This is a genomic window from Agromyces italicus DSM 16388 (assembly GCF_000421545.1).
GTDB lineage: Bacteria > Actinomycetota > Actinomycetes > Actinomycetales > Microbacteriaceae > Agromyces > Agromyces italicus.
This window is the reverse complement of the sequence record NZ_ATXF01000008.1, coordinates 205,848-231,485: the sequence shown is the minus strand read 5'-3', so window position 1 is coordinate 231,485 and position 25,638 is coordinate 205,848. Positions and strand designations below refer to the sequence as shown.

The window sequence follows — 25,638 nt, the reverse complement described above, 5'->3', positions numbered from 1 at the left end:
ACTCCTAACGCAGACCGAACTGCTCGCGCAACAGCTGGCGGTCGACGAGCACGGTCGTGCCGTCGGTGTCAATGGCGACAACGTCGAAGCCGTCGACATTGAGCAGGCGGCGCAGCACTGCAAGGATCTGCTCGAGTGCCGCAGCAGAAACGCGGAGTAAGGTAGCGAGCATTTCTGCGGGCACCCTGCCTCCTCGCTCGTCGGCGGTGTCGAGGATGAGTGCAACCGTCGCGTCGTCGAGCGATCGACGCTTCAGTCGGTCGCGTTGTGCTGCGTACAGCTCGGAGGCGAGCAACGCGGCACTGAGCGAGACGGTCGCTGCGACGCCCTCATCGCCCCCGACGACAGGGATATCGAACATCGCGACCTCATTCGTCGGCGCCGATTTTGCCTTCGATACTCGCTTCTTCGGCCCAACAGGAGCAACCGGCGTGGATGCCTCGACGAGGCCGCCGTCGTACCACCACTCCGGTGCCTGTGGCGGAGCATCCTGCCAACCGTTCGGCGCGGCGACCCCCGCGGGGCGCAGCACGACGATGGGGACGGTCAATTCGGCAAGGCTCGCACCACCGTGATAGCCGGCGGACTTGGGTGCGTAGCGAAGACCCTCGTTGCGAGCAACCACAGCCGAACCCCCCGGGGCGAGCACGCGCGGACCGGAGACGAATACCTCATCAGGCGTCGCGGGTGCGTCGGGCGCGCGCCAGCGTGCGCCGCCGCTCCCCTCGGCCCGGTACTCGCCACCGCGCTCGATGACGTGCCCGTGATCAGAGGTGAGCACGACGGTGCGACCGGCAGCCGCCGCGAGCGTGAGCAGCGCGGGCAGGTTCGCGATCTGGGCGAGCGTCCATCGGGTGGCATCGGGGTCGGCTTTGGCGAGGGCGTCATCGATGGTGTTGAGCACAACGCCGACCACCTTGTTCGCAGAGTCGGCGATCGCAGATTCGACTTCGGCAGGCAGCAGTTGACCTGCTGGCGAGCGAAGCTCGTCCTTGTGGAAGAGCGGACCCCCTGTCTGCTTCTTGAATGCGGGCTTCTCGGTACCTTGGTTTCCGTCGGTGAGACGCCCGGCGAAGAGCGACGAGCGTGAGTAGCGGGTGACGCTCGGCAGCGTCGCGAGCGCGGTGAGTCGCTGCGTCTGTTCCTCAGGAAGCACTTCGACCCACCGCAGCCGTCGAGTCTCGTCAGCGAGTTCAGCGGCGACAGCTGCGCTCATGCCGTCGAGCACGATGAGCAACACACCGGCGCTTGCGAGCGGCGCCACGACGCGCTCCAGCAGCGCTTCGATTGGGATGACACTGGTCGGCGTGTCCCCGCCGAGCATGGCCGCAGCCCCGGCGTCCTCCGCGTCGCGTCGCGCGGTCACACGCTCGGCGAGTGCGGCGTAGGCACTCGCGAGTGCAGGTCGACTGGACCCGTTCCACGTCACGCTGCGCGCCCGATCAGCCCAGGCCGATCCGTGCCAATATGCAGCGGCGGCGTGGTCGAACGAACCCGGGGCGGCCGCGGCGGGGCGCGCGAGCCAACGCACGAGCCTCGCCGCCATCTCGACGCCGAGCAGTTCGTCGACGTCGCGCGCGGCGAGGTCGTGCGCCCGTACTTCGGCAAGTGCGCGATCGACAGCTTCGACCGAATGGTCCGACCCGACCGACCCTACCGCCTCTGCACTGGCGTCCACTGCGGAGGCGAAGGCCTTGTAGCGGGCTTCGAGCCCCGCCGGCAGCAGTGCCGAGCCCGTTGCACCCTCGGCCCAGCCGAGGTCGGTGAGAATCGCCTCCGCTTGCCGCAGCACATCGCCGAAACGTGTGTCGCCGGCGGCTTCGAGGCGAAGGATGACGGAGTGCGCCGCCTCGCCAAGCAGCTTCGCCTCGGCACCCACGACCTTGGTCGCGAAGAATCGTTCCTCGAGCCGGACCTTTGCCGTTTCAGGGGCGTCTGCGTGCTCGTTCCACAGCAGGTCGGTGACGAGGGCGACGGCAAGCGTCGAGTACGTGGTCGCCCGCCGTTTCGCGTGGAGTGCGAGCGCGGCGCTCCCGCCCAGATGCTTCTGGGCTCCGGCGATGATGCCCGTGAGCTCCTCGGGTCGGTAGTCGAGCAGACGAGCACTGGTCTGCGGTTCATCCAGGTGGTCGAGGAGCGCGATGAGGTCGACCTCGTCCACGCCGTCGAGGCCCGTGAGGTCGGCGAGAATCGCACGGACGACATGATCCCCGCTGAGCGTGCCACTGGTGGCAACTGGCCAGCCTGCTGCGCGTTGGTGGGAGAGCAGCATCTGCGGCAACCACGCTCCGAGGTCACGCACGCTCTTGTCGACGTTCGGGTTGCCGACCTTGAACAGGCCTGGAACGAGCTCCCAAGCATCGACCGATTGCACGGAGTGACGCTCGGCGCGCAACCGCACCGCACTGCCGAGCTGCTGGTCATCAAGGGCGGTGAGGACGACGATCGGCTCGGCCGCGTGCTCGTGGTAGGCGTCCAGCACCGCGAGCTGCGAGTTACCTACAACGACACGAACGATCTCGCTGCCGACGGTGATCGTCTCGCCACCGGTCCACGTCGAGGCGGCGCGAAGCAGCAGCACTTCGGTGCGGCGCTTCGGGTCGCTCCGCCATTGCGCGACGCGCCCCCACAGCGTGGGCGTGTCAAGCGTCGGGGCCCACGATTCTCCGCTCGCCATGTTCACTCCACCTGCCACGTGATTCGCACCTGCTTGGCGTTGTCACCGTCGAGTGCGGTCGCAATTGCGTCGCGCAGCTCGGCGATCGCTGGTTCGAGCTGATCCCCCGACGTGCTGACGTGCCCGTTCGCGTTGCCGGGCAGACCTGGCTCAGCGAGGAAGTTGTCGGCGTCTACGTATACAGGCGATGGGTTCGGCGAGCTCGTGTCCGCCAGCGACGGCCTCGGCGCTGGAACATGCGCGGGCTGAGCGGTAGGCGCGGGAGTCGTCGCCAGGAGCGCCTGCTTCGAAATCTCGGCCGCTTCCGTCAGTCGAGCCACCAGCGGCACCGCGGATTCATTCGCGACCGCGGCTGCGCGCAGTGTCGTCAGCGTCTGATCGACTTCGGGCCGCCCGAGCGTCGCCGCCTTCGCAATGATGTCCCACGCGGCGCCGACGAGCGCTCGCGAAACGGAGGCCGAGGTCGCAATCGACTTCCCGACTGCCGCCGCTGAATCGACTAGCGTTGTGTCGGCGAGAACGGTGATCGCGAGCAGCGGGTCGCGCTCCTTCGAGAGAGCTCCGAGCAGCTCGGCGGCGCACCGGGAGGTCGCGAGTCGTCCGGTCAGCGCGTCAGTGTCGAGCCCAAGTGGTGCAGCGTGCGCTTCAAGTCGTTCGACAAGGCCAACCGCGTCGGCAACCCGCTCCGCTGCAGAGCGGTGAATCGCACCGCCGAGCCGGCGAACCGCGCCCGAGCTGCGGTAGGTCTCGGCAGGCACGCCGAGCACGACCGAGATGACCGCGTTCACCCGCACCCACGCATCTTCATCAGGCAGATTCGCAGTGCGCAGCACGAGGTCATCCGTAAGCGTCCCTACGCCGGGGCGGGCAACAGAAGCAATACCGCGTACCCACTCCCGGTCAGCGATGATCGACCACGCGAGGATGACTGCGTCTTCGAGATCACGCGACATGCCACGGTCCGCAAGGCGCGCGCGTAACGCCCCCGCCGTGACGTTGCCCGCGAGCTCGGCTTCCCATTTGGTGAAGTCGTCGCGCCAGCCGAACTGCGTGAGCTGCGAGGTGAAGACGTTCTCATTGAGCGAGCCGAGACCGAGCGGCACGGCGACCGAACTGGCGAGACGCTTGTCGACCGACGTGATGCCTTCGGCGCGGCCAGAGTGTTCGACGGCGCGGGTGACGAGCGCCAGGGCGTCCTCGAGTTCTTTGCGCTTCACTTCTCCATGTCCGAGGTCGGGATGCCCCGGATACGCGTTCTTCCAGGCCTGTTCGAGCGCCCCGGTGAGTCCGCCTGAAAGCGTGCCGGTGACGGGTGCCTGAATGGTCAGGCCCGAAACGAGGGTCGTGAAGATTTCGCTCGGCAGCAGCTCGTCGTCGACGTCGCTGGCGTCGGGCGCAGCAACGCCGTACGCGCGGAGGATCGCCTTCCCGAATGACTCGCGCAGGTTGGCTCGGTTGTTTTCGAGTGCTTGGCGGGCGGCCGGTCGGTCGGTGGCGGGCAGATGGTCGGCGTTCGCCTCGAATCGGTTCTCGGCGAGCAGGTATTCGAGCACGACGAGCCGACCGAGGTCGTTCAAGCGCGTGGCGGTGAGGAAGTTCGGTAGCCACGTGATGGTGTCGGCCGTGATGCCTTGTTCGCGCAGGCCGGAAATGCGAGCGAGGTCGTCGCGCGGCCCGGACTGTCCGTCGGCCGCGTAGGGGAAGTCGATGAAGACCTTCCATTCGCCCTCGCCAGTTTCGAAGTCGTAGTCCTTGAAGTCGTTCGCACCGCTGTGGAGATTTCCGAACCAGATCGACGCAACGCGCTTCTGTCCGCGCCAGACGTGCGGAAAGGGGATGCCCTGGCCGAGCATGCCCGTCGTGTTGCCAAGCCCGAGCCCGTCGAGCACGAGCGTGCGGATGAGTGAGCGTCGCGCGGGCGGGGTGTCTTCGCCGGCGACTCGGCTGAGGATCGAGTCGTAGTCGACTCCGGAGAGTTGCACCGAAACGAGCGGGTCGACGGCACCTTCGGCGACGTGGATCTCGCCAAATTCTTCAGCCCATTTGCGCACGAGCGTGAGGGCCTGCGAGGTCTCCGTGCCGGGCACGAAGGCGTTGATCGATCCGTAGTTGAGGGCGTGCAGCTTCGATGCGGTGAGGTTCTTGAGCGACGCGGCACCGGGCGCGAGGGCGGCGATGAGCAAGGTTTTCGCGAGTCGGTCTTCGGTGCGGAACGGGTGGTTTCGCGCGAGCCCTTTCGCGGTTGCTTCGGTGAGCCCATGCTTGTTGAGGAGGAAGGGCCGCAGTTTGTCGGTGTAGAAGCGAGCGGAGATTTCGAATCCGGCGCGCACGTTGTCGTCGAGCGGTTTCGAGGTTCCAAGCGCGATGTAGTCGTAGAGGTCGCCGACGGGGATGACGTCACCGGCGGTCAGTTCGTCGTTGCCGTCGATCAGCAGTTCGGTCATCAGCGTCAGCGCGGTGCGTTCGCGCTGCATGATGTTCGACAGGGCGACCATCGCGTCGACGAGCGCCGGCGAGAATGGGAAGACGCTCGCAAACTCTGCTTCGCCCGAGGATGCTTCGTCGGCGAGCAGGCTGTTCCACACGGTGCTGTCGGCGCGAACTCGGGCGAGTGAGGCCTGCAAGGTCTCGGCCGCATCGGCACTCACGGGTTGCAGCAAGCGCTGCTTGACGATCTTGGGCAGATCAGCGGCGCGAAGCACGATCTTCTCGAAACGGTCGTCCCAGTACTGGAGCGTCTGCTGCTGTGACACGCGTTCGACGCCGAGCGCGCTGTTGCCGAGGAACTGGGCGAGTTCCCGCTGGCGGGCGACGAATGAGATGAACGGCACGGGCAGGCTGCCGGAGCCGGTTTCAACGAGCTTGGCGACCTTGGATGCTTCGCTTTGGATGAAGGCCTGGTCGGAGAGGTGCTGCCCGAGCCAGAGTACGAGTTCGTCGAGGAACAGCACGATGCCGTCGTAGCCGAGCGCGTGCGCGTGATTGCTCATCGTGCGGAGGCCGGAGGTGATGTCGACCCATTCGCCCGCGGACGAGTACCCGGTGAAGAGCGTCGCGGTGAGGTCGCTGACGAGGCGATCACGGTCCGCTTCGCCGGGCGCTTGGGCAAGGGCCGTATCGAAGGAGGCTGCATCCCAGCCGGTCGCGAGCGAGCCCCATCCGCCGCCGGTGTTCGGCGAGATCGTGGCGAAGAACTTCTCATCGCCGAGAAGGTCGCGGTGGGTCCGGGCGTCTTCGAGGAGTTGGTCGCTCGCGTGCAGGAACGGCAGCGGGGCTTCAGGGTGCTTCGCGGTGACTGTCGCGAGGTATCCGGCGAAGAGCGCCGATTCGAGGTTCTTCGCGCCGATGAGGTGGTAGTCGACGGCGAGGAAGTTCCTCTCGAGCACTTCGAGGTGCTTGCTGACGACGGGCGCCATGCCGTTGACCTCGCGGGCGGGCAGGTGCTTGGTAAGTAACAGGTGCAGCACCGCCATGAAGTGCGACTTACCGGCACCGAACGAGCCGTGGATGTAGGAGCCCACTGAGATGCGGTTGGTGACCGCCTGCTCGACCATCGACAGCGCCTCATCGAAGGATTCGGCGATGGACTCAGTGACGACGTAGTCGCGCAGGGTGCGGTCGGCGCGGGCGACACCCTCGTCGAGACGCAGCACGAAGTCGGCGGCGTTCGCCCGCGCGGGGATCGAGATCAGGTCGCGGAGCGGAGTCGTAAGCGGCAGGGCGGTCATCTACTTGGTGCCTTTCAAAGTGGCGGCCCGGCCACGAGTTGCGGCGGGCGGCTGCCAGGCGGCTACGGTGTCACGGGAGAGCTTCGTCTGCGTGAGCAACTGGTCGGTAAGGCCGCTGATCGCGGCGGCGGGGCTAACGCCGATCGCCGGGTCGACTTCGCCGTGCCATTGCTCGAGCCAAGGCTGCAATTCGAGGAGCCCGCCGACGAGGGGCAGGACCTCGTCGCTGGTGGCGCCAGCCGCGATGAGCTCCATCGGAAGGCGCGCGAGGGCCTGCGCACGGTCGGCGTGATTCCAGCCGGCCCAGCCGTAGAGCGGGCTCGCGTCGTTCGGACGATTCGTGCCGGGGTAGGAAATGAAGCGCTCCTTAGGTACGTCAAGCTTGCCGCGCGCCTTCCAGTACAAAGGCTTTCGGAAGTCAGCCTGCCCGTACTTCGGCGGCACCGGCACGGCGACTTGCTCGCCACGGTCTTCGGCGCGCTGCAGTTCCCATGTGCGTTCCCACGCTCGGAACTTCTCGAGCCCCGACGGCTTGTACCGCAGCGACGCGAGATATGGCACCGACTCGTCACTCAGCAGCGCGTCCACGACCTTGCGGAAATCGACGTCTTTCGACCCCGTCGCGAGTTGCGCCAGCTCCACGAACCATTTGTCCGTCCGCACGAGCTCTGCAAGCTCGTTCACCGAACGCGCGACTGGACGCCCATTCGCATCGGCCCACAACTCAGGCGCTTCGAGGCGATCAAGCATCACGTCGCGCAAAGAATCCGTTCGCTCGTCGTCCCAAGACGAGCGCTCCCAGCGTCGCTTGTAATCCGGTCGCTCCAACAATCTGACGCTCGGATTGGACTCAATCTCGTGAAGTCGGCGAACCACGAGTGCGCGATAGTCCGCGGGCCACTCCCTGGGGACATCCACGATCGGACTTGAACCGTGCTTCAAGAACCACTCCGCTGGTTCTCGTCCGGCTGCAACGTGTCGGGCAAGCGCAATCTCAAAGGCACGCTGACCAAGGGTTATTCGATCGAGCTCGCCTGCGTAAGTGAGGTCCTCGTTGATCAGCCCGTAAAGGCGATAGGCCTCCCAGTCGAGTTCCTCTTGCTCGAATACCAAACGATCTCTTGCAACACGCCGCTCTGATTGCGCAGCCTCGACGGCAGACTCTACCGATGAATCGGAAGAGACAGTATGCCTGAGAATTTCACGTAGATCGGTCGAGGCAACTCGACGCGCGAGTGAATCGATCGTGGCGCTTCTCCGTGCCGGCAGAGTTTTGGGCAAGGGAAGGCGAGCAAGGTTCGTCGAGTTGAACTGATAGGTACGCAGCCAAGAGGTGTCCGCGTCGCCGCCCTTCTTCTGAGTCACCTGCTTCAGCCAGAAGCAAACGACCGAACTATTCAGGACTCCCAGAAGTGCAACATAGTCTCCTTCGCTCGACCCCGCAGGCAGCTTCACTACTGGTGCGGTTTGATCGAACAGTCGGCCACTGCGGTCTAGGACGAAATGATTGTGCGAGGCGACCTCAGCGTATGCGATTCCCAATCGCTGTCGGTGTCTTTCAGGAAAGAACATGCTGTGATCAAACCAGCGAAGGCCGCGCTGTTCAGGACTTTTTCCAAAATCAACGCGCCGGCGCAGTGGCGTCCGCTGCGGCCACATCGTTCGAATCAACTGATCCGCTGGGTCCGTCGGAAGTCCCTCATCGTTGTAGGGGAAAGGTGCCTCGGTGACGTTCTTGACCGTGAACTCTCGCACCCCGTCACCCGAAACGATTGGAGCAGTCTGGGACAGTCCGTGCCGAGCGCTTAGTCCCAGGGGTCGATGGAATGCTTCGTCGAGTCCCGTGTGTGTCGTTCGACCGATCACAGGATGGAAGCTCGACAGTCTCCGCGGACTTGATTCAAGTGCGGCTAGCACATCATCTGCGCCGCCACCCGCTAGGGACCATGGGTGCCTAGCAAACCGGTCGCGGGGCGCATCAACAATCGAGACCTGCGCGCCGTCATACTCAGGTGAGTCGACGTGCGCGATCGCTTCGGCCCAATATGGGCTGACGGCTGATTCCTCAGGCTTGCCCGGGTCTTCCTGAACGCTCTGAACGACTCGCACGAATTCTTCAGTCGGCCGCCTTCGTCGACCGACCAAGATGACCGTAGGGGTGCCATCGAAGTTGTGTCCCGGAATCCAGGCCCCCGCGGAATCAAATATCAATTGAAGATCGACAGGATTCGCTGGGTCCTTCCCACAAAGCAACTGCTCAATCAGCCGCTTACCAAACTCCCGCTTCATGAAGGAGTTCGAGGTTATCTGACCAACATAGCCAGCGCCAACAAACTCATTCACGGCGATTGCAAGCTCAAAGAACAGCTCCATGAAGGGCACCGATAGTGCATACGGACCCGAGCACGTCTTATAAAGCTGCCGGTACAGCTTGTTGAGCACTGGGTCTTTCACAGTGATGTACGGCGGGTTGCCCACGACCACGTGGTACTGGTTCTTCGAGAGAATACCGTGGTACGCCGCGACATCCTCGTTCGCATACTCGTAAGCACCCTCGTCATCCGCGATGTCGAGCTTAACGCTCGATGCTTGCGAGGCGAGTAAGGAGTCGCCGATGGCGAGTTTGAGGTCGTAGTCAGGGGCGCCGACGAGTGTGCGGTCACCGGCGGCCTGCAACGCGGCGACCGTCAGCCGGAATCGCGCGATCGCGATGGCAAATGGGTTGAGGTCGATCCCGTGCACACTCGCGAGGGCGACCTTCACGCGGGCCCGAGCATCCATTGCGGGGGCTTCATTCGCCCACGCTGTGTTGAGTCGGGCGAAGGCGCCAAGCAGGAAATGGCCCGAACCGCACGTCGGATCGATGAGCTTCAGCCCCTCGAGCCCGAATTCTTCGATCGCGGGCGTGAGCGTCCTGTCGAGGATGAACTCCTCGACAAAGACCGGCGTTTGCAGCAGTGCATACTGCTTCTTCGCGAACTCCGAGAGGTCCTGGTAGAGGTCTCCGAGGAAGCGGGTGTCGAGGCTCGCATCCGTGAAGTCGTGCACGATCTGGCCGCTCGTCTCACTCGCCCGCCAGAACTGCAACAACCCATCGGCCGCCTCACCCGAGATCGGCGCCGACCACACCATCGAGTGGTCAGGGTCGACGAGCGCTCGACCGGCCGGCAGCGCTGCGAGCGCCCGGAACGCGTACCGCAGCCAGTCTGGCCCCGCCGCCGTCGGATTCGCCGTGTAGAACGCCGACTGGTTCTCGACCGCCCTCTCGGTGCCGTCGCCAGGGCCGGCGAACCACGGTAGCGCGGCCCTCGTACCGTCGGCCACGAGGCCGTCGAGCAACCCGTTGTCTTCGCTGAAGCGGATGAACACCGATGCGATGATCCACGCCACTGCGGCCTGCGCGACCTGGCCGTCTCGCCAGTCGATCCACGACATGCCGGTGCGCTCTCTGGCCGTCGCTCGGCTGAACTCCGTGCGCAGGCTCGCGGCCCACTTGGTCGTCTCGTCCTCTGCCCGGGTGCGCAGGTCTGCCTCGAGTACCTTCACCTGCTCCTTGAGGGCGGTGAGGAGCTTCGCGGAGTCGATCACAGGTTCACCTTCGAGTTCTGCGCCGGAGCGCCGATGGAGCTGGGGACGGGCAGCACGGCTGCCAAGGTCGTTGGGAGCTCGATCCACTTACCAGCGCCGATCGGCATCGGCGTGCCGTCAAGGTCGGGGACCGCGGCAGAGCCATGCTTCGGCAGCAGGAACCAGCGGGCGCCCGCGCGCTCCGTGGAGAGGTCGATGGTACGGGCGATGAGATCGACCAGCCCGAGATGTGCAAATACTGCCGCGTTCGTGAAGAGCAGGGCGGTATCGCGATCGTTGAGCTTGGCCCAGGCGCTGCTCATGGCCTGCTTCGCAAGCGCCTGCAGGTTGCGCTGGTCGATGGTGCTGGCATCCGGCTTGTCAGCATCGACGACAACCGACCAATCGGCGCCGACTGACGCCGCAGTCGCGTGCAGGTGCTCGACCGCGAGTGCCGCGAGATCGACGATCTCGACTCCGAACCGCGCAGCCAGCGTCGTCGCGGAATCGTCGTAGCTCCCCCACGTCGTCGTCAGCACCAGCGCGCTGCGGTGCCGCACTGACTCTGCCAGGGTGCGCGCGAGCGTGTCGTTGGGCAGCGACCCTTGCAGCGTTGTCGACCGAGTCGAAGCTCCGTACGTCGAGCCATCTTTCACGAGATAGCGGTCGAGGTTCCACTCGAGGTGGGGATGCGTCGTCTGAACGATCGCGTCGAGCGCCGGGTGCGGCGGAATCGCCGTGACCAGGCGGAAGCGCCCCTTCACCCGTCGCTCGATGCTGTCGGGCGTGAGTTCGCGCACTGCTACCCCGCCGAGGGCGACCTCGATCGCGCGCGCCGGCGAAAGGTCACGACAATACACCTCGTCGAGCGACGACTTCGCACCCGTCGTCGAGGCGGCCACCGCGAAGTCGAGCAACCGACCATCGGAAAGGTCGACGCCCACCGGCACGAGCCGGCGCAATCGATCGCGCACGAGCGCCGACGGTGCGACGTCGCGACTCAGCAGCACCTTGTCGATCTCGTCGCCGAGCGCGCGTCCCATGGCCAGCATCTGTTCGGAGCTGACGCCCGGCTCTCCCGCGCCAGCGCTCTCGGCGGCGATCGTGGCGAACAGCACAGGGGCCCGGTCGTCGCGCGGGCGACGCTTATCAATGCGCGGCGTCTCCGCCGTGGCATCCAGCTCAATTACGGCGCGCACGAGACCGCGCGCGTGCCGACGCCGCTCCTCGCCGAGTCTGGCTGACCCGTAACGCTGCAACAACTGGTCGGCGACCTCATCGTGGGTCGCGACGAGGCCGAAGTCATTGACGCTATTCGCGACATCGTCGACAACCTCGCGGAGCTTGCCCTCTTTGCGCCAGCGAGCGACCGACTCTGAAACGAGTCGCGACACCGCAGCTACCTGCAGGCCGAGCTGATCGGCGATCGACGTGAACGATGGCCAGGGTGCGTCGCCCGGCATCTGGTCTTCGCCGAGCAGCAGCCGCAGCACCGTGACCTGCTTCGAGTTCTCGGCGGTCATCCGGGGAATGAGCGTCGACCGGTGGCGCTCGATCGACAGCCGACCCGCCGTCGACGCGGTCGTCAACTCCGCCTCTTGTTTCAGCCGCGCACGCCACTCGCGAACCCGCCGCTGCACCTCTTTGCGGTGCAGCTCGCCGAGTCCACGGATCTGATTGATCTGCATCGGCGGCACGCCAAGCAGTTCGCCGACGGTCGACACACGGAGGCGACCGAGGCCCGACCGGGCCCGCACACTCAGGCCCGCATCTGCCAGTGGAGTGTCGAGGGTCGCCGCGGCGGCTTGCGCGTCGAGCAACTCGGTCGTCGAGGCATCCACGTTCTCCGGCTTCGACTCGGCGAACAAGCCCAGCCAAGCAGCCTCGAACTCGTCGAGCGTCGCGAACCGGGCCTTCGACTCGGGAGCAAGCGCCCGAGCGAAGAACTCCGCAAGTGGAGCCGCGTGCGACTCCTCGAATTGCGACGGCTGCACGATCGGCGCTTCACTCGGCTGCTCTGGTGCGTTGCCACCCGGCCAGAACGGCGGCACACTCGCCGCCATCTCGAACAGCGTGGCCGCGACCGAGAACAGCTCTGCCGCGCGGTCGTACTGACGGCGGCCCGCGAGATCGAGGTACGGATCGAGGTACGGCCGCGAACCCGACTTCGTGTGCGTCAGTGGTTCCCGCGCGAGCGACAGGTCGAACAGGGTGAGGCGCGGCTTGCGAGTGCCTGGGTCAGGAGCGACAGCGAGATTCGCTGGCTTGATGTCCCGGTGGAAAACCCCCTTGCTATCGAGGTATCGAACCGCCTCGAGCAGGTCACGGCCGTAGCTCTCGAGTTGTTCGATCGTCGAACGGCCCTCGGTTTGCAGCCGCGTCGCGAGTGTCTCAGCGCCCGCATCGCTCAGCACCAGCGCGCTTCGTCCGCCGACCTGGAGCGGCCCATCGAGCAACCGCACCACTCGAGGGTGTTCCACGCCCGCGAGCACCTCGGCCTCGAGCGCAAGACGCGCCGCCGCCTCATCGTCGCGAGCGAGTTTCAGGATGACGCCGGTCTTCGCTGTGTCGTAATCATCTACCAGAAGCGCGACGCCGGTCGTACCTGCACCGCGCCTGGCCGTGATCTCGAACCGGTCGCCGATGATCTCGCCAGGCGAGGCATCCAGTGGGTCGATCTCGACCTTGATCTTCTCGCCGCGAGCCAGGTACTCCTCGGTCGCGCTCTCCAACTCGACGAGAAGCGTGCCGACATCGATGGTTCGCATCGGCTCTTCGAACGACGTCGCATCACGCACGACCTTCGCGAACACCTCGGGCAGCTCAGGCTGCACCGCGAGCGGGTCGAGCGACTCCGCCGACTGGTACAGCGCGTGCAGATCGTTCGAGTTCTCAGATGGATCGCGATCGGTGAAGATGCGGTACGCGAGTGCGCCGAGCCCGTACACGTCGAGCGCGATCGGCGACGGTTCGCCGAGGTACTGCACGACCTCGGGCGCTAGATAACCCCACTGCGCCTCGGCGATCGCATCGGGAATGTCAGTCGTGCCCAGCATGGTGCGCGAGAGCGTCGTGCCGTCAGCCGCCTTCTGACCCGCGAACCAATCGCGCACGGCGACCGACACGCCCTTCTTCGAAGCGCGCACCGTGACCCGGAGCGGTGACAGCGCCCGGTGCATCACCCGACGCGAGTGTGCTGCCTTCATGACCTCGGCGATCTTTCGCACGAGCGTCACGCGCTCCTCGATCGACAACGAAGCCGCGTGCTCGTCGAGGTAGTCGCCAAGCGATACTTCGCGCTCGTCGTACTCGAACACGAGCGCCGGCCCAACGCTCGAATCGACGTACTCGATCGGATGCGTGATGCCCTTATGAGAGATACCGTCGGTCAGGCGGAACTCCCGCACGGCGTGCCGTTGGATGTCGGCGAACGCCTCCTTCGACGTTCCGCGCGGGATCTTGAACACGCGAATGCGTCGACGCGACTTCGTCGTCGGGTGGGTTGCCAACAAGTCGACCCACTCCTCGTCTTCGCCGAGCGGATCGGCCGCATCGAGGTTGTAGTCACCTACCTTGCGGGTCTTGGGAGTCGGCTTGAGATCGGCCTGCTCGATGATCTTGCGGATCTTCGCTGCGCGGGCCTGGTCGACGACATCCATCTGGTGAGAAGCGGGGCCCATGAGGAACTTCGAGAACGCCTCGCCAGGCCCCGCCAGCTTGATGTTGTAGCCGTCGAGCGTCGTGATGCCGTGCACGTTCTGCTCGACGCCGACCTTCGAGTCGCGCCCGTGCAACACCATGAGTGACCCGAGCCAGGGCACCACGTTCTTGTTCGAGCCGTGCTTCTGCGCGACCGAGGACAGCAGGCCCGAGAGCTTCTTCGCCTTGCTGTCTGCCGCGACCGGTGGATTGCCCATGTCGTGGCCGTTCTGGTACCAGCGGTTCTGCTTGATCAGCAGTTGCCCGTGCCATCCCTTGAGCTCGACCACGAAGAGCCCTGCCTTCGTGAGCAGCAAAACATCGACTTCGTTAAAGCCTCCGCTGTTCGCCACGAACGTCAGATTCACCCACGCCGTCGTGATGCCGTCATCGGGCAGCAGATCGCGGAGATCGTTGAGCGCGATTGCCTCAAGGTTCTGCGCGGCCTTGCCCATCACGATCCAGTTCGGTGAGCCGGCCTTCATCGGCGGGTCTCCGCAGGCACACAAGTGAAACCCAGCGCAATGTCTACATTCATTCGGATCCTTGGCACGAGTCGCCAACCGCTGTTCGTAGGAAGGTGGGCGTCTTCAGCATTGTTCCAGATTCCGGCGACATCGCCGCGGGGCACGCGTGCGAACTTGCCCCACGTTCGGGGCACAAGGCCCAAATTCTTGGAGCTTGCGTGAGAATCAACGGATGCTCTCGCTATTCGACGACGCTCCAGACCCCTCTGCCCCCAGCGACCCGGGACCCAGTCCGCTATCAGATGGTCAGCGGCTCCAGATCCGAGATGCGTTCGGACTGCTCGGCCTGACGACCGCCCGCGAGCAGTTCGCGCTCGTCGAGGAACTCACCGGAATCCGACTCAGCCGGGTCACCGACCTCACCGAAGATGCCGCTCGGTCGCTCATCTATACGCTCAAGGGGCGAGTGCAGAACGCCGGCCGCGCAAATACGGGTGACTCGTGGGCCGACCGCGATGAAGATACTTGGATAGATCGGCTTTGAGCCCGACGGCAAGAACGACGACTGGTCGTTGCCGGCCTACTCGGCAGGCGAGCTGCTCGGCACATCATCCTCGTCGAGCGGAACAAGCTGCAGAAGCTCGCCGGATGAGTTGACGGTGTAGAGAAGCTCTGTTTCACCCTCTACGGGGGCTGGTGTGACCTGCGCACGTAGCCGGGCCTGCCGCGCCGCGACCGACTTGTCCTTGTATACGCGACCGGTGATTCGGTCCTGCCATCGCCCCTTGAGTTCGATGCTCTGCAGTCGCTCGGTCAATTCCTCGGCAGCACCCTCGGCCGCCTCGAGCTCGCGTGCCTCCTGCTCGAACTGTCTGCGCAAGGCCGCGTAGGGATTCGCAGGGTCGGCAAGAGCGACGGCCGCAGCGTCAGCGATCAGGGCCTTCCGTCGGATCGCGATAGCCGCCCTCGCCAGATGCAATTCTCGGATGAAGTAGTCGACATCCTTCGTTTTGCCGCCGAGCGTCTCATCCAGCACGCGGTAGTCGACCATGCCCGCAGCATCCGTGAGCTTTTCGATCACCCCGCGATACTTCTGAAGGAACTCCTGTGCAGAGTGAAACTCGTCCAACGAGCCCTTAAGCGCGAGCTCCATGTGCGGGTCCCGGCCGTCGAGCATGAGGTTGATCGTGCGCGAGAGTTGTTTGTCGGCGGTCTTCTGAGCCGCGATGCGACCCATGTAGTAACGCTCCTCCTGGCGGCCCAAGATCATCTCCAGCTTGCGCTGATGGGTGCGCTGTTCTCGCTGCGCCACCATGTCAACAACCATCACAGCGCCGGCCACCGCGAAGACCGGCCACCCTGCCGCGATCGCTCCACCGACAGCCACCGGCTTGAGCAACGCCTGCGCTGAGATGTGGGCGCCGTTATGAGCCCATCCGCGATAGAGACCGGCCTGACCAGCCGCCTCAATCAGCTTTTCCCCCTTTGGAAGAAGGACGCGAAAGAGCGTGGGGTTCTTTGGATTGAGCAGCTTCACGACCTCAGTCAGCGACTGCTGTGCCGTCGCGTTCACGGGGAGCGTGTGGTACTTCGTGATTTCGGCGTCGGTGATCGGGAGATACTCGATGGCAATCGGAGTCGCGGCGTCTTCTAGCGCCTGCCAGATTGCCACTGAGCTTGAGCCTGCGGCACGAAGAACCTCGTCAGAGACCAGCAGGCCCTGCGCCGGGAATTCGTGCCGAACCTCAACGACCCCACCACGTGATGCGCCTCTACCGATTGACGACCTGCGCCGGAGGACTCGCCACACGAGCAAGCCGATGACGAGCAGCGCGATGGCAGGCACCGCGATGAGGAAGATCTCAAAGTTCATTTGTCCAGGAGCCTAGTCAGGTGCCGAGAGCTATTGGTGCCGCGAGCTCGTATGCCATGGAGCGGGCCGCGCGATCGCCAGGCATGTGTTGGCGCCGTAGCCGGGAAGGTGCGGGGCCGCCCGATCATACCCTCCCTATTACGGTGCGGCGAGAGACAGCAGACAACCACGATCCGCGGTGACGCGAGGGATGCTCGCATCTTCCCTACGCGCGGCGGCGTTCCTGCTTGAGGTTGGCAAACGGGAGCTTGCCGAACTGCTGCGTGAATTCGCGCGTCAGCTGCGCTTCCACCGCGCCAGGGTCGTTGTGCTCGACGCGCCATGCGACCAGCAATTTGTCGCTGTCTTCAAGGCACCAGATGTAACGACCGCCCCAATGCGCTACTGGTTCACCCATGCCGTGCCTGCGGAACTCATCAAGCCGCTTTGCAAGGCCCCGCCTGCCGCGCTCCCCCGGCGTGGCAACGCCGACGTAGACGACCGCGGCGCTTTCGACCCACTTCTGCTGAAGCTTCTCAACCGGCACAGAAGGGTCCCGTCGCTGGAACCAACCCGCGGGGCTCACCGCACGAAACTGCGGCAGGCGGTCTGGTCTATGACGCACGACAACATAGACCCCGCCGTCGATCGGAACGTCCGCTGACGGAAGCTCCGCGAAAGGAACGAAGCCTTCGAAGCCGACCTTCCGCAAACCATCGAGCGTCCAGCGCGAGTAGCTCGCGATCCATTCCCGCATTTGGTCAGTGAGATGGGAGGGCTCGGCAACCTCGCGTGCGCGGAAGATACCAACGAGCTGCTTGTCGGCCATCCAATGCACTTCGCTCGACGTCGCGATCGACTTGGAGATCTCGCTGAGGAACTCGTCGTAGGTCAAGGGGCGAGCCAAGGCATCAAGATGATCTGCTGCGGCGCGAAGGTCTGCGACGAGCTGCTCTGTAGAGGTCACACTTGAACGATAGGAGACAGCGCTGACGCGCGTGAGCACCCCAGGCTTCGAAGCAGCACGACGCGAGTTCGCGAGCAGCCAGTATGCAGCGGCCGAGGCCTGTAGCATCAGGGCACATAGATTGCTCGCACGAGGCCCGCGGGAAACCGGACGGGTTGCGAGTTACGACTTGGGGCACGTTGAGGCCGCGGCACGAAAGTATCGCGACCAAGTATGCGCTGTTACCTGCGGTCGTTCCTGTTATTACGACATGGAGCCGCAGTGTCAGCATGCTCAAAAGTCCCGTACCCGTCACTCTACTCAGCTGGTCGCGCACTCATCGCAGTGCACGAGTCGATGGCGACTCACGCGCGTAAGCGAGTCGTCGTCGGCATCCACCCCTGCACCGCATGTGGCGCATTTCACCTCACATCAGACACGAAGTCCGCACGATCAAAGTGGACTCGTACCGCCCTCGAATTGGCCCGGCGTAGATAGGTCTCAGCTCCTGTCGAGGCGGGCGACGCCGTGCGTGCGTTGGTGCGGCCGCAGGGCCAGCGGCGAGCCCATTCTCGTCAGGTATCTCGCCGTGCGCGTCGCGCGCCGCAGATCGACCTCACTTGGCCCGCCGTCCGGCAGCCGATCGACCACTTCCTCCAGGGCGAGCTGAACCACCAAATAGGCCACTTCGAGCCAGCCCCTTCCTCGCACAGCCCGGGCGCGGTTCTCGAGTTCTGCTTCAGCCTCGAGACGCGGTCGATTGCGAACGACGTGCGCAACAACGGCCCGCACCAATTGCTCGTGCTGCTGCTCGCGCGTCTTCTGTTGTAGCGCCGCCTTCGATGCGCGCACGGCACCTGCCACGTCCCGGCTCGTAAGCCGGTCGATATGACGGCTTCGCTCGATGACCACGTCGACTGCCTGGGCCCACATCGCGTCATCGACTTGAACCGGCGGGAGCCCCATTCGCTCACGAGCGGCGACGTAGGCAACCGCAGACTGACGCATGGACGCACCGTGTCGCGTCATCTGCTTGGTGAGCGCATCCGTGAACGCTGCCGCCTGCCGGCTCCGCTCCCCCAACGCTGGATCGGCGAAGAACGCTTCGGCGCCGCGTTCGTTCGCACGACGCTCACTCGCGGTCGTTCGGTGCAACTGCTTCGGCGGTAGCCCTGCACGCGCGAGGCGTCGCTTGAGGCGCTTCGCCGCAGCGGTTGCCTCGAGTTCCGCCTGGTAGACCGCGGGGTCGGCTCGACGCATCCGCTGAAGCTCTGCCAGGTGATCTTTGTTGCGTGAGGCCCATTCCTTGCGCTGGTCGCGGTGACGATCGGGATCGGCGTCGCGTCGCGCGGTCGCCCGCGCATTGATTTCGTCACGGTGCGCCTCGTAGTACCGCTTCGAGTACTCGCGCATCTTGTCCCGGTTAGCGGCAACCCATCGAACGCGATATTCCCTCACACGATCCGGGTGCTGCGCCCGCCAGGCCCGAACGCGCTCGCGGGTCTTTCGCGTCTGCTCGTCTCTCCGACGCTTGCGGGCTGCGGCGCGTCGCATCGATTCCCGATTGAGCTCACGCGCATGCTCGAGGTGGTCTTCGCGCCAGCGCCGGTTGAGCTCTCGAACGTGTTCGCGGTTGGCTTCGACCCACCGTCGCCGACTGTCAGCGAGTTGCTCGGGATGCTTCGCTCTGTAGCGGCGGTTCTGCTCGCGCTTGAGCGTGCGAGCCCGCTCGGCTGCGTCTGCGTCGCCGCTCTCTGGCGCGACCGTTTCGGCGAGGGACTCGTCCACGATCGAGCTACTCGGTCGTCGGTGGCGGTGCCAGCTCGAAGACCAGCGCCAGAAGTTCGGAGCGGTGTGCCGTCGGGTCGGCGATCGTTCGTGCGATCACTTCCCGCAGGTGCTGGATCGCGTGCGAATCGAGTTCTGCAACCGGCTCAAGGCAGTGAGCGACGTCCTCGTGAATGCGGTAGTGACCATCTTCAACGGTGACCTCCGGGAGGTAGAAGAGCGCAGCGAGCGCGGTACGACCCAGTACGTCGTCAAACTGTTCCTGCGAGATCGTCATCGTTGAGCCCTCCTGGCAGCGGTCGAGGTACACGCCCACCTTGCCGTGACACAGAGGTGCGCGGCCCTCGCCGAGCCGCGCACCGCCAAGAATCCGAGGGCACCGTCACTGCACCCGAACCAGATCAGGCTTCTCCACCCGTTCGAGGTCGACGCCCTCGCTGAGCACGGGCGCCGCGTCGAGGCGACGCACTCGCGCTTCGAACCGACGCACGCGAAGCAGACGCACGAGCGTCGCCGGGCCCGCGACGAGGAACTTCAATGCGTCCCAGACGAAGACGAGCACGAGCAGGTTCAGCCACGTGGCATCCGGCTGCTGCGCGAGGCCGGCGCAGAGCAGAGCGGCGAAGAGGTAGGGCACGGCGAGCAGCATCGCCGGCGCGCCCCACTTCAGGCCGCGACGGGTGTGAATGGCGTCGAGCAGGATGTTGGACGGCATGAGGCGACGAAGCAGCATCCCGAGGCGGATGCTGGCGGCCCAAACGAATGCGAACATGCTGCAGCCCTTCGTATCCGGCAAGGAGAACGATGAAGGACTGCCGACGAGCGGCGGTCATGCCGTCGCAACGAGCGGCGGCGACTATGAGGTTGCCTTGTCGCGATGTTAAACCCGAACGCTGACATCCGGCGTGCGTGATGGGACGTTCGGCTGGATCCAACCCGACTGGTCAGGCTCGGCGGCGCCGATCCGACGTGCCTGCTCGAGAGCGACGCGAGCGCGAGCGTAGTCGGCCTTCTGCACCTGCGTCTGCGGCACCGGGCCGAGCGGAGCCGAGCCCACGACGCAGTACCGGTCCCGGTAGGCGGCGACGGTCGCCGCTCGCCGCTTCCACGCGACCGGCCCCAGTCCACGCGAAGGCGGCGCCAGCGCTCGAGTCCAGGTCTCCCCCGCGCTCAGCTCGCGCTCGAGAATGGCCGCGGCTCTCGCCTCGATCAACTCAGCGCGCTCGGCAAGCGCGAGACGCATATCGTCTTCCAGCTCCCCCAAAGCCATCGGGAGAAGGCCCGCGATCAGGCGTGGAGCCCTACGCGACCGCCCGGTGCCAGCATGGCGGGAAGTCGCGGACATCACCCGTGCTCTGAGAACTGCCGCGACATCCTGAGCGTCGTCGAACCTGCGCATCGCGACCAGGCGCGGAAGAAGCGTCTCCACGTCGATATGCTGCGCCTGGGCCCGGCGCAGCTCTGCGGTCAGCGGTCCGAACGCGTCCGATGCGATAACCGCTTCCGCCCGCTCATGCGTGAGCCCGGAAGCGCGAATCACGCCAGCCCAGCGGTCGTGCTGCGCGGCCGCCGCGATGGTCTCGTACTCCGCGGCGAGCTGGCCGATCGAGCCCCACGCCTCCTGTTGCGCGACGATCTCCTCGTGCGCGGAGAGTTCGGCACCGACGTGCCGAAGCACGCCGAACAGGATGCCACGAGCGGTCATCTCCTCGCTCTCACCCGGGTGTGGCTCGGCATGGGCGACATCAGGCCGGTCGACAGCCACGTAGGCGCGGTTCGACTCGCGGCCGCGGGTCATCGCGACATACAGGTTCTCGCGCGTCATACCCGAGGCGACGACGACATGCGCGGTATCGGTCGTGAGGCCCTGCGCGCGGTGCGAGGTCACGGCGTAACCGAGCTCCACGTGCTGCTTCACATACTCGCGCGGCAGCACGACGGCGGTTCCCCGTGATTGGCCGTGCCGTCGCACCTCGAGCTTCCCGCTGTGGTGCACCGCGATCACGGTCCAGCGGTCGCCGTTGCGCACCCAGGAGCGTGCCGAGAGCAGCCGTCGATCGTTTCGCCGCGTGATGATCGTGTCGCCGACCGCGGCCGACGTGGCGTCGTGCAGCCCGACCTCGTGAATTGCGTCCACGCGCCCGTCGAGGATCCCGTCCATGCGGGCGCGCATGTTCAGCGCCGCGACTGCCTCGTTCGAGTCGCTGATCAGCACGGTCGACCGGCTGGCTCTGGCATCCGCGCGCCAGGCGCGGTACGCGGCATCCGCCATTTCATCGCTGCTGCCGTCGCGCACGCGATCATGAGCGAGGTAGCGATCGATCGCGTCGGGGTTGCCGTCGCGAAGTTCGAGCGAGGCGCGCTTCTCCCATTCTTCGGTGAATCGATGCACGTCGACGAGCTCGGGCGCGTCGCGCCGCTCGCGCACGAGCAGAGCGAACGCACCGCCGGCGTCGACGGACTGGAGTTGCGCATAGTCGCCGACAAGCAGTACTTTCGCTCCCGCGCTCGCGGCCAGCGCGGTGACCCGATCGAGTTGCAGGGTGCCCGCGAGCGATGCCTCGTCGATGATCACGAGCTGCCCCCGACGAAACGCGGTGCCGTGCACGGTGTGGTCCTGCCACCACTTCGCGAGGTTCTCGGTCGCGATGCCGAGGTCCTCGGCGAGCACGTGCGCGGCGGCCGCCGACGGCGCGAGCCCGAGGACCGAGCCGGCGCCATATTCCGCCTCCCATGCGCGGCGCAGCGCGCTCATCGCGGTGGTCTTGCCAGCTCCAGCTGGTCCGACGAGAACGTCGACGACTCGGCCCGACGTCACGATCGCCGTCAACGCGGCGATGTAGTCCTCAGTGAGCGGATGCCTCGGGTGCGTGTCGACCGCCACGCGTCGAAGCTTCGCGGTCCTGAGCTGTGGGCCGCTCCCGTCGCCGGCCCGCTCGAGGAGTCGAGCCTCGGCGTCGATGAGGTCGGTCGAGGTGTACACGACCGTGTGTCGCGGGCGGAACACCGACGCCCCGTCGGCCCGCAGAAACGCAACAGGGCTCGAGGCAAGTTCGGGCGGCGTGAGGCGCAACGATGCGCGCTCGGCCGCGTCGACCACGAGGCCGACGATGGCCTCGCGGTCGGATGCCGCAGCAAATCGGTACTCCATCGTCTGCCGTGCCGCCTCCGCGACGAGATTCCAGTGCCGCCACGTTGCACGCCGCTCACCGACCGCACGCACCACGCTCGCGGCGAGCGCAGCGATCGTCTCAAGCGACACGTCTTCTGCCTGCAGCGGGGTTGCACGCCCTCGTGCAACGGCCTTGCGCGACCACGTCGTTGCATTCTCGCCGAGCACGTGCTGTGCACGATTGCGCCAGCTTGCCGTGAGCTCCGCGAGCGAGTGCACCTCCTTCGCCGGCCGCGTCGCCAGTGTTGCCTGCGCTCGCAGCTTCATAATCGTGACGGCGCTCGGGCGACGGCCGTGCGCCGCGATGAACTCTGCAATCAGGCGGTCTGTCTCGACATCAATGTGCCGTGCACGCGTCGAGAACTCGGCGACGAGTAGCTCTGGCACGCCGGCGATCGCCCACGCCGGTTTGCGATCGTTTCCCCGTGCTCGCTGCTCCCAGCCGACACCGAGCTCTCGAGTCAGCTGGTCCGCGAACAGCGTCTCGTGCAATTCCGACAGCGCAACCACCGCGGCGTGCATCGGCCTGCCGTCCAGCGAGCGCCATTTGCCGTCGAGCACGGTCTGCACCTTGTTGCTGATCACGACGTGCGTGTGCAGATGCGGATCCCCAGCGCGCGAATCGAAGTGATCGAATGCCGTCGCGATGAGGCCCGCAACATCGACCTGCGCAACAGCGCCGTCGACCGCTGTCGCGCCAGAGCGCGTGGCTGCGACCTCGCGCTCCATGAACGCGAGCACCGCTGCAACCGCAGTGTGGTGGGCGCGCGCGATGATCGCTTGAGTGCGCACATCCGATATCCCCCATAACACGCTCGCCGACTTCGGGATCGAGAATGTGAAGTCGTAGCCGGCGACGGCGCGGCGCCGCGAAGTCTTGGCGGCGTCATCTGCGGCTTCGTTCGAATGCACTTGCTCGGCTCGGCCGCGGCCTCCGGCCGCCTCCGCAGTTGGTTCGTCGGCCTCCCGGTAGCTGGGATACCCGCGCCCAAGCGGCGCGCCGCTCACAGGATCGCGCCCCATGCCAATCAGCAACTGCAGCTGGGGCTCGGTCACCTCGTCGCCTTCGGCAATGCGGCCGCAGCCCAGGCCGCGGACCCCACTACCGATCCACCGCCCTGGCGGCGTTCCCTTCGCCGCGTAGTAGCGGGTGAGGGGAGTCGACAGCGACCGATCGCCATCCGCCGCAGCGATCGAACGCAGGAAGTACTTGTAGCCGTTGCCCGCGCTCATCACCCGCATCGAAACCGTCACCCGGAAACCTCACCTCATCGCGAGGAAGGTGCACCGCCTCGATCTGCAAGAGGCGTGGGATCAGTGTTCTATTCTCACGAGACTCGGGCCGTATGCGGCAACGAGTCGAAAACGTTGCCGCGGCGAGGGTTCGAGAGCCGGCACTAGATGATGAGTTCTGATCACCGATACGGCCTTCTGAATACGTCGCGAGGAGTGTTCAGATCCGGTCGCTTTTCAACCTTGCTGCTCGATTACGAGTCGGGCTGATGCAATCGAATCAGCCCAGCCCGCTGAGGGTCGGGAATGAGCTTCGGGACGAGTCGGACGAACACGACCATGCCGACGAGTTCGATGAGGGTCTGAGTGACGACGGCGAGTGGCGCGATCGCGAGCTCGGCAGGCAGAGCGAGCGCGAGTGGGAGCACGACGAGGGAGTTCCTGGTAGCGCCGCTGAAGATGACGGCACGGGTTTCTGGCACCGTGAGCCGGCTCAAACGGCCGGCCGCAAGGCCGACGAGTGGCATGACGACGAGGAATGCGACGTAGAGCGGAACGACGCGGAGGAGGGTGAGTGCTTCGCTGCCGAGGGCGGCGATCTGGGATCCGATCACGACTGTGAGGGTGAGCATCATGAGCGGCACCATCGCCCCGGCCATGACGTGTTCGATGGCGCGACCGGCCTGGTGTCGGCGGGCTATGGCTTGCACGATCGCGGCCGCGATGAGCGGGATGACGATGATGATGACGAATGCCTCGATGAACGGCTCGAGCTCGATGTGCGCGACCGCCTCGCCGCCGGCGAACAGCCACAGATATGCGGGCAGCAGGACGATCTGCAGCAGCATCAGGAGCGGGGTCGCGGCGAGCAGGCGCGCCTTCGCGCCCCCGGCGAGGCCGGTGAACACGATCACGTAGTCCACGCACGGGGTGAGGAGCACGAGGAGCACGCCGATCAACAGTCCGCGATCATCGGCCACGAACCGGGATAGTCCCCAGACGATCAGTGGGACGATGACGAAGTTCACCGCGAGCACGGTTCCGAGGAACCGGAGATCTCGGAACGAGCGGCCGACCTCGACCAGAGGCACACCGAGGAACGTGGCGAACAGCAGCACCGCAAGCACCGGGTTCGTCGCGGCCGTGAGCACGGGAGACGCGCTGGGAGCCAGGACGCCAAACACGCCGCCGAAGAGGATCGCGGCGACGTAGAGGGCGACTTGGTGTCGGTCCCACCAGTCCACGAGTCGCTGCATCCGATCAGCCTAGAGAATGCTTGACCTTCAAGCTGGTCGAAGCTTTAGCGTCGGTGTCATGACCGAACTTGATTGGGCCCCCACGGCCTGCACGCTCCCCACTGTCGAGCAGCCGTTCCGCGAGAAGGAGTTCAGCGCCCTCTTTGCGAGCAGTCTCCGCGGAGTGCGTCAGGTGGACTCCACGCGCGCTGACCTCATCCTCGATCCGGCGAGCGAGACGGCCGGCCGAGACCTCGCCGCGCGGGAGTCGTCGTGCTGCTCGTTCTTCACCTTCGAGTTCGAGCCGGCCGCGGGCTCGCTCACGATGCGCATCACCGTGCCCGAGCAGCACGCCGCCGTACTCGAGGCGCTCGTCGCGGCCGCGACACGTGGCGCCGGCCTGAAGGCGGCGGGTGCGGCATGAAACGCGACAAGAACTCGATCGCGTCGACAATCGCGGTCATTGGCGCTGCGGTGCTCGCCTGCGCGGCGTGCTGTGCCGGGCCGCTGCTCGCGATCGCCGGCAGCGTCGGCGCGGCCTCTCTGCTCGGCGCGTACTGGGTCCCTGGCCTCCTGGCGGTCACCGTGCTCGCGGGAGTCGTCGTGTCGGTGCTTCTGGTCCGTCGGCATCGTGCGAAAGCCTGCCGGCTTCCGGCGAGCCGGGTCGATGTCGAGATCCAGCCGGCGCGGAACCGCGACGATGAAGCCGCGGTCAGCGGTTCAGGACCGGTAGCACGGTAGCACCGGCCGGCGGCTGCAGAGCCTGGTCGCCGGTGATCACCGAGCAGGCGCACGCATCCGAACACACTCCGCCGGTCGCCGGCTGCGACAAGCGATCCTCGGCGCGCTGCAACTCGTCCGAGAGACGCACGAGCTCAGCTATCTGCGCGCGGGTCTCGGCCAACCGAGTCGCGACGACAGCCCGCATGTCGCGCTGCACGTGCTCGCACAGATCAGACTCCCGCGCCGCGACCAACTGCCGCACGTCGGCGAGTCCGAGATTCAATCGCTTCGCGCCGGCGATGAACGAAAGTCGCTCTACTTCCGTTTCGCCATACAGCCGGTACCCGTTCGAACCACGCTCAGCCGGCTCGATCAGGCCAGCCGACTCGTAGTACCGGATCGTGCTCGCCGGCAAGCCAGTCCGCTCCGCCACCTCAGAGATACGCAGCCCAACCATGCAACGATCGTAAACCTTCAAGTAGCTTGAACCTCAATGCGGCCGCTCTCTCTGTCGTCAGTTTTCGACGGGCGGTCACGTCCTGGCCGAGGCA

The 25,638-nt window shown here is 65.6% G+C and carries 15 protein-coding genes; 3 read left to right on the top strand and 12 right to left on the bottom strand.

The genetic code is table 11. From position 1 onward, the window contains the following. Positions 1-4: 4 nt before the first annotated feature. Genes pglZ through pglW form a run of 4 tightly spaced genes read right to left on the bottom strand, consistent with a single transcriptional unit; the run spans position 5 to position 14,126 of the window. Positions 5-2,677, bottom strand: coding sequence for a BREX-2 system phosphatase PglZ (pglZ, locus tag H516_RS0113585; protein WP_033197181.1), 2,673 nt, complete (start codon positions 2,675-2,677; stop codon positions 5-7). 2 nt (positions 2,678-2,679) lie between these two features. Continuing rightward, positions 2,680-6,405 (bottom strand): BREX-2 system ATPase PglY family protein, encoded by a 3,726-nt coding sequence (locus tag H516_RS0113580; RefSeq protein WP_022890259.1) that lies wholly within the window; start codon positions 6,403-6,405, stop codon positions 2,680-2,682. Then, complete coding sequence (gene pglX, locus H516_RS0113575; RefSeq protein WP_022890258.1) at positions 6,406-9,993, bottom strand: BREX-2 system adenine-specific DNA-methyltransferase PglX; 3,588 nt, start codon at positions 9,991-9,993, stop codon at positions 6,406-6,408. Continuing rightward, the gene (gene pglW, locus H516_RS0113570; protein ID WP_245561833.1) at positions 9,990-14,126 is read right to left on the bottom strand and encodes a BREX system serine/threonine kinase PglW; all 4,137 of its coding nucleotides are present in this window, start codon (positions 14,124-14,126) and stop codon (positions 9,990-9,992) included. The genes pglX and pglW overlap by 4 nt, the downstream gene beginning before the upstream one ends. 244 nt (positions 14,127-14,370) lie before the next feature. Here pglW and H516_RS22225 point away from each other — a divergent pair, with 244 nt between their 5' ends. After that, positions 14,371-14,682 carry a hypothetical protein gene (locus H516_RS22225; RefSeq protein WP_157432259.1) on the top strand — a complete coding sequence of 104 codons (312 nt, stop codon included), beginning with the start codon at positions 14,371-14,373 and terminating at the stop codon, positions 14,680-14,682. A 36-nt stretch (positions 14,683-14,718) separates the two neighbouring features. Here the strand turns inward: H516_RS22225 and H516_RS0113560 are convergent, their stop codons facing one another. From H516_RS0113560 to H516_RS0113525, 7 genes are all read right to left on the bottom strand, one after another. Continuing rightward, the gene (locus H516_RS0113560; protein WP_022890255.1) at positions 14,719-16,011 is read right to left on the bottom strand and encodes a hypothetical protein; all 1,293 of its coding nucleotides are present in this window, start codon (positions 16,009-16,011) and stop codon (positions 14,719-14,721) included. A 205-nt stretch (positions 16,012-16,216) separates the two neighbouring features. Further along, complete coding sequence (locus tag H516_RS0113555; RefSeq protein ID WP_245561821.1) at positions 16,217-16,957, bottom strand: hypothetical protein; 741 nt, start codon at positions 16,955-16,957, stop codon at positions 16,217-16,219. A gap of 480 nt (positions 16,958-17,437) precedes the next feature. Continuing rightward, positions 17,438-18,724, bottom strand: a complete 1,287-nt coding sequence (locus H516_RS20155) for a hypothetical protein (RefSeq protein ID WP_022890253.1) — start codon at positions 18,722-18,724, stop codon at positions 17,438-17,440. Between the two features lie 7 nt (positions 18,725-18,731). Next, positions 18,732-19,001 carry a hypothetical protein gene (locus H516_RS0113545; protein WP_022890252.1) on the bottom strand — a complete coding sequence of 90 codons (270 nt, stop codon included), beginning with the start codon at positions 18,999-19,001 and terminating at the stop codon, positions 18,732-18,734. A gap of 105 nt (positions 19,002-19,106) precedes the next feature. Then, positions 19,107-19,496, bottom strand: a complete 390-nt coding sequence (locus H516_RS20150) for a hypothetical protein (RefSeq protein ID WP_051138834.1) — start codon at positions 19,494-19,496, stop codon at positions 19,107-19,109. Between the two features lie 108 nt (positions 19,497-19,604). Then, the gene (gene mobF, locus H516_RS0113530; RefSeq protein ID WP_026378777.1) at positions 19,605-23,138 is read right to left on the bottom strand and encodes a MobF family relaxase; all 3,534 of its coding nucleotides are present in this window, start codon (positions 23,136-23,138) and stop codon (positions 19,605-19,607) included. A gap of 245 nt (positions 23,139-23,383) precedes the next feature. Next, complete coding sequence (locus H516_RS0113525) at positions 23,384-24,385, bottom strand: arsenic resistance protein (protein ID WP_022890248.1); 1,002 nt, start codon at positions 24,383-24,385, stop codon at positions 23,384-23,386. A 58-nt stretch (positions 24,386-24,443) separates the two neighbouring features. On the opposite strand from H516_RS0113525, the gene H516_RS0113520 reads away from it, so the two are divergent. Together H516_RS0113520 and H516_RS22220 are read left to right on the top strand one after the other, a co-directional pair. Further along, complete coding sequence (locus H516_RS0113520; protein ID WP_022890247.1) at positions 24,444-24,788, top strand: hypothetical protein; 345 nt, start codon at positions 24,444-24,446, stop codon at positions 24,786-24,788. Next, positions 24,785-25,105 (top strand): hypothetical protein, encoded by a 321-nt coding sequence (locus H516_RS22220; protein ID WP_022890246.1) that lies wholly within the window; start codon positions 24,785-24,787, stop codon positions 25,103-25,105. Before H516_RS0113520 ends, H516_RS22220 begins: the two co-directional genes overlap by 4 nt. Here H516_RS22220 and H516_RS20140 read toward each other — a convergent pair. Then, positions 25,077-25,544: a MerR family transcriptional regulator gene (locus tag H516_RS20140; RefSeq protein ID WP_022890245.1), complete on the bottom strand. Its 468-nt coding sequence runs from the start codon at positions 25,542-25,544 to the stop codon at positions 25,077-25,079. The genes H516_RS22220 and H516_RS20140 overlap by 29 nt on opposite strands. Positions 25,545-25,638 lie beyond the last annotated feature (94 nt).

Excerpts from the sequence above, each read along its gene's own strand:
- pglZ (WP_033197181.1), bottom strand. The coding sequence starts at position 2,677 with ATGGCGAGCGGAGAATCGTGGGCCCCGACGCTTGACACGCCCACGCTG.
- H516_RS0113580 (WP_022890259.1), bottom strand. The coding sequence starts at position 6,405 with ATGACCGCCCTGCCGCTTACGACTCCGCTCCGCGACCTGATCTCGATC.
- pglW (WP_245561833.1), bottom strand. The coding sequence starts at position 14,126 with ATGGGCAAGGCCGCGCAGAACCTTGAGGCAATCGCGCTCAACGATCTC.
- H516_RS22225 (WP_157432259.1), top strand. The coding sequence starts at position 14,371 with ATGCTCTCGCTATTCGACGACGCTCCAGACCCCTCTGCCCCCAGCGAC.
- H516_RS0113560 (WP_022890255.1), bottom strand. The coding sequence starts at position 16,011 with ATGAACTTTGAGATCTTCCTCATCGCGGTGCCTGCCATCGCGCTGCTC.
- H516_RS0113545 (WP_022890252.1), bottom strand. The coding sequence starts at position 19,001 with ATGACGATCTCGCAGGAACAGTTTGACGACGTACTGGGTCGTACCGCG.
- H516_RS20150 (WP_051138834.1), bottom strand. The coding sequence starts at position 19,496 with ATGTTCGCATTCGTTTGGGCCGCCAGCATCCGCCTCGGGATGCTGCTT.
- mobF (WP_026378777.1), bottom strand. The coding sequence starts at position 23,138 with ATGCGGGTGATGAGCGCGGGCAACGGCTACAAGTACTTCCTGCGTTCG.
- H516_RS0113525 (WP_022890248.1), bottom strand. The coding sequence starts at position 24,385 with ATGCAGCGACTCGTGGACTGGTGGGACCGACACCAAGTCGCCCTCTAC.
- H516_RS0113520 (WP_022890247.1), top strand. The coding sequence starts at position 24,444 with ATGACCGAACTTGATTGGGCCCCCACGGCCTGCACGCTCCCCACTGTC.
- H516_RS22220 (WP_022890246.1), top strand. The coding sequence starts at position 24,785 with ATGAAACGCGACAAGAACTCGATCGCGTCGACAATCGCGGTCATTGGC.
- H516_RS20140 (WP_022890245.1), bottom strand. The coding sequence starts at position 25,544 with ATGGTTGGGCTGCGTATCTCTGAGGTGGCGGAGCGGACTGGCTTGCCG.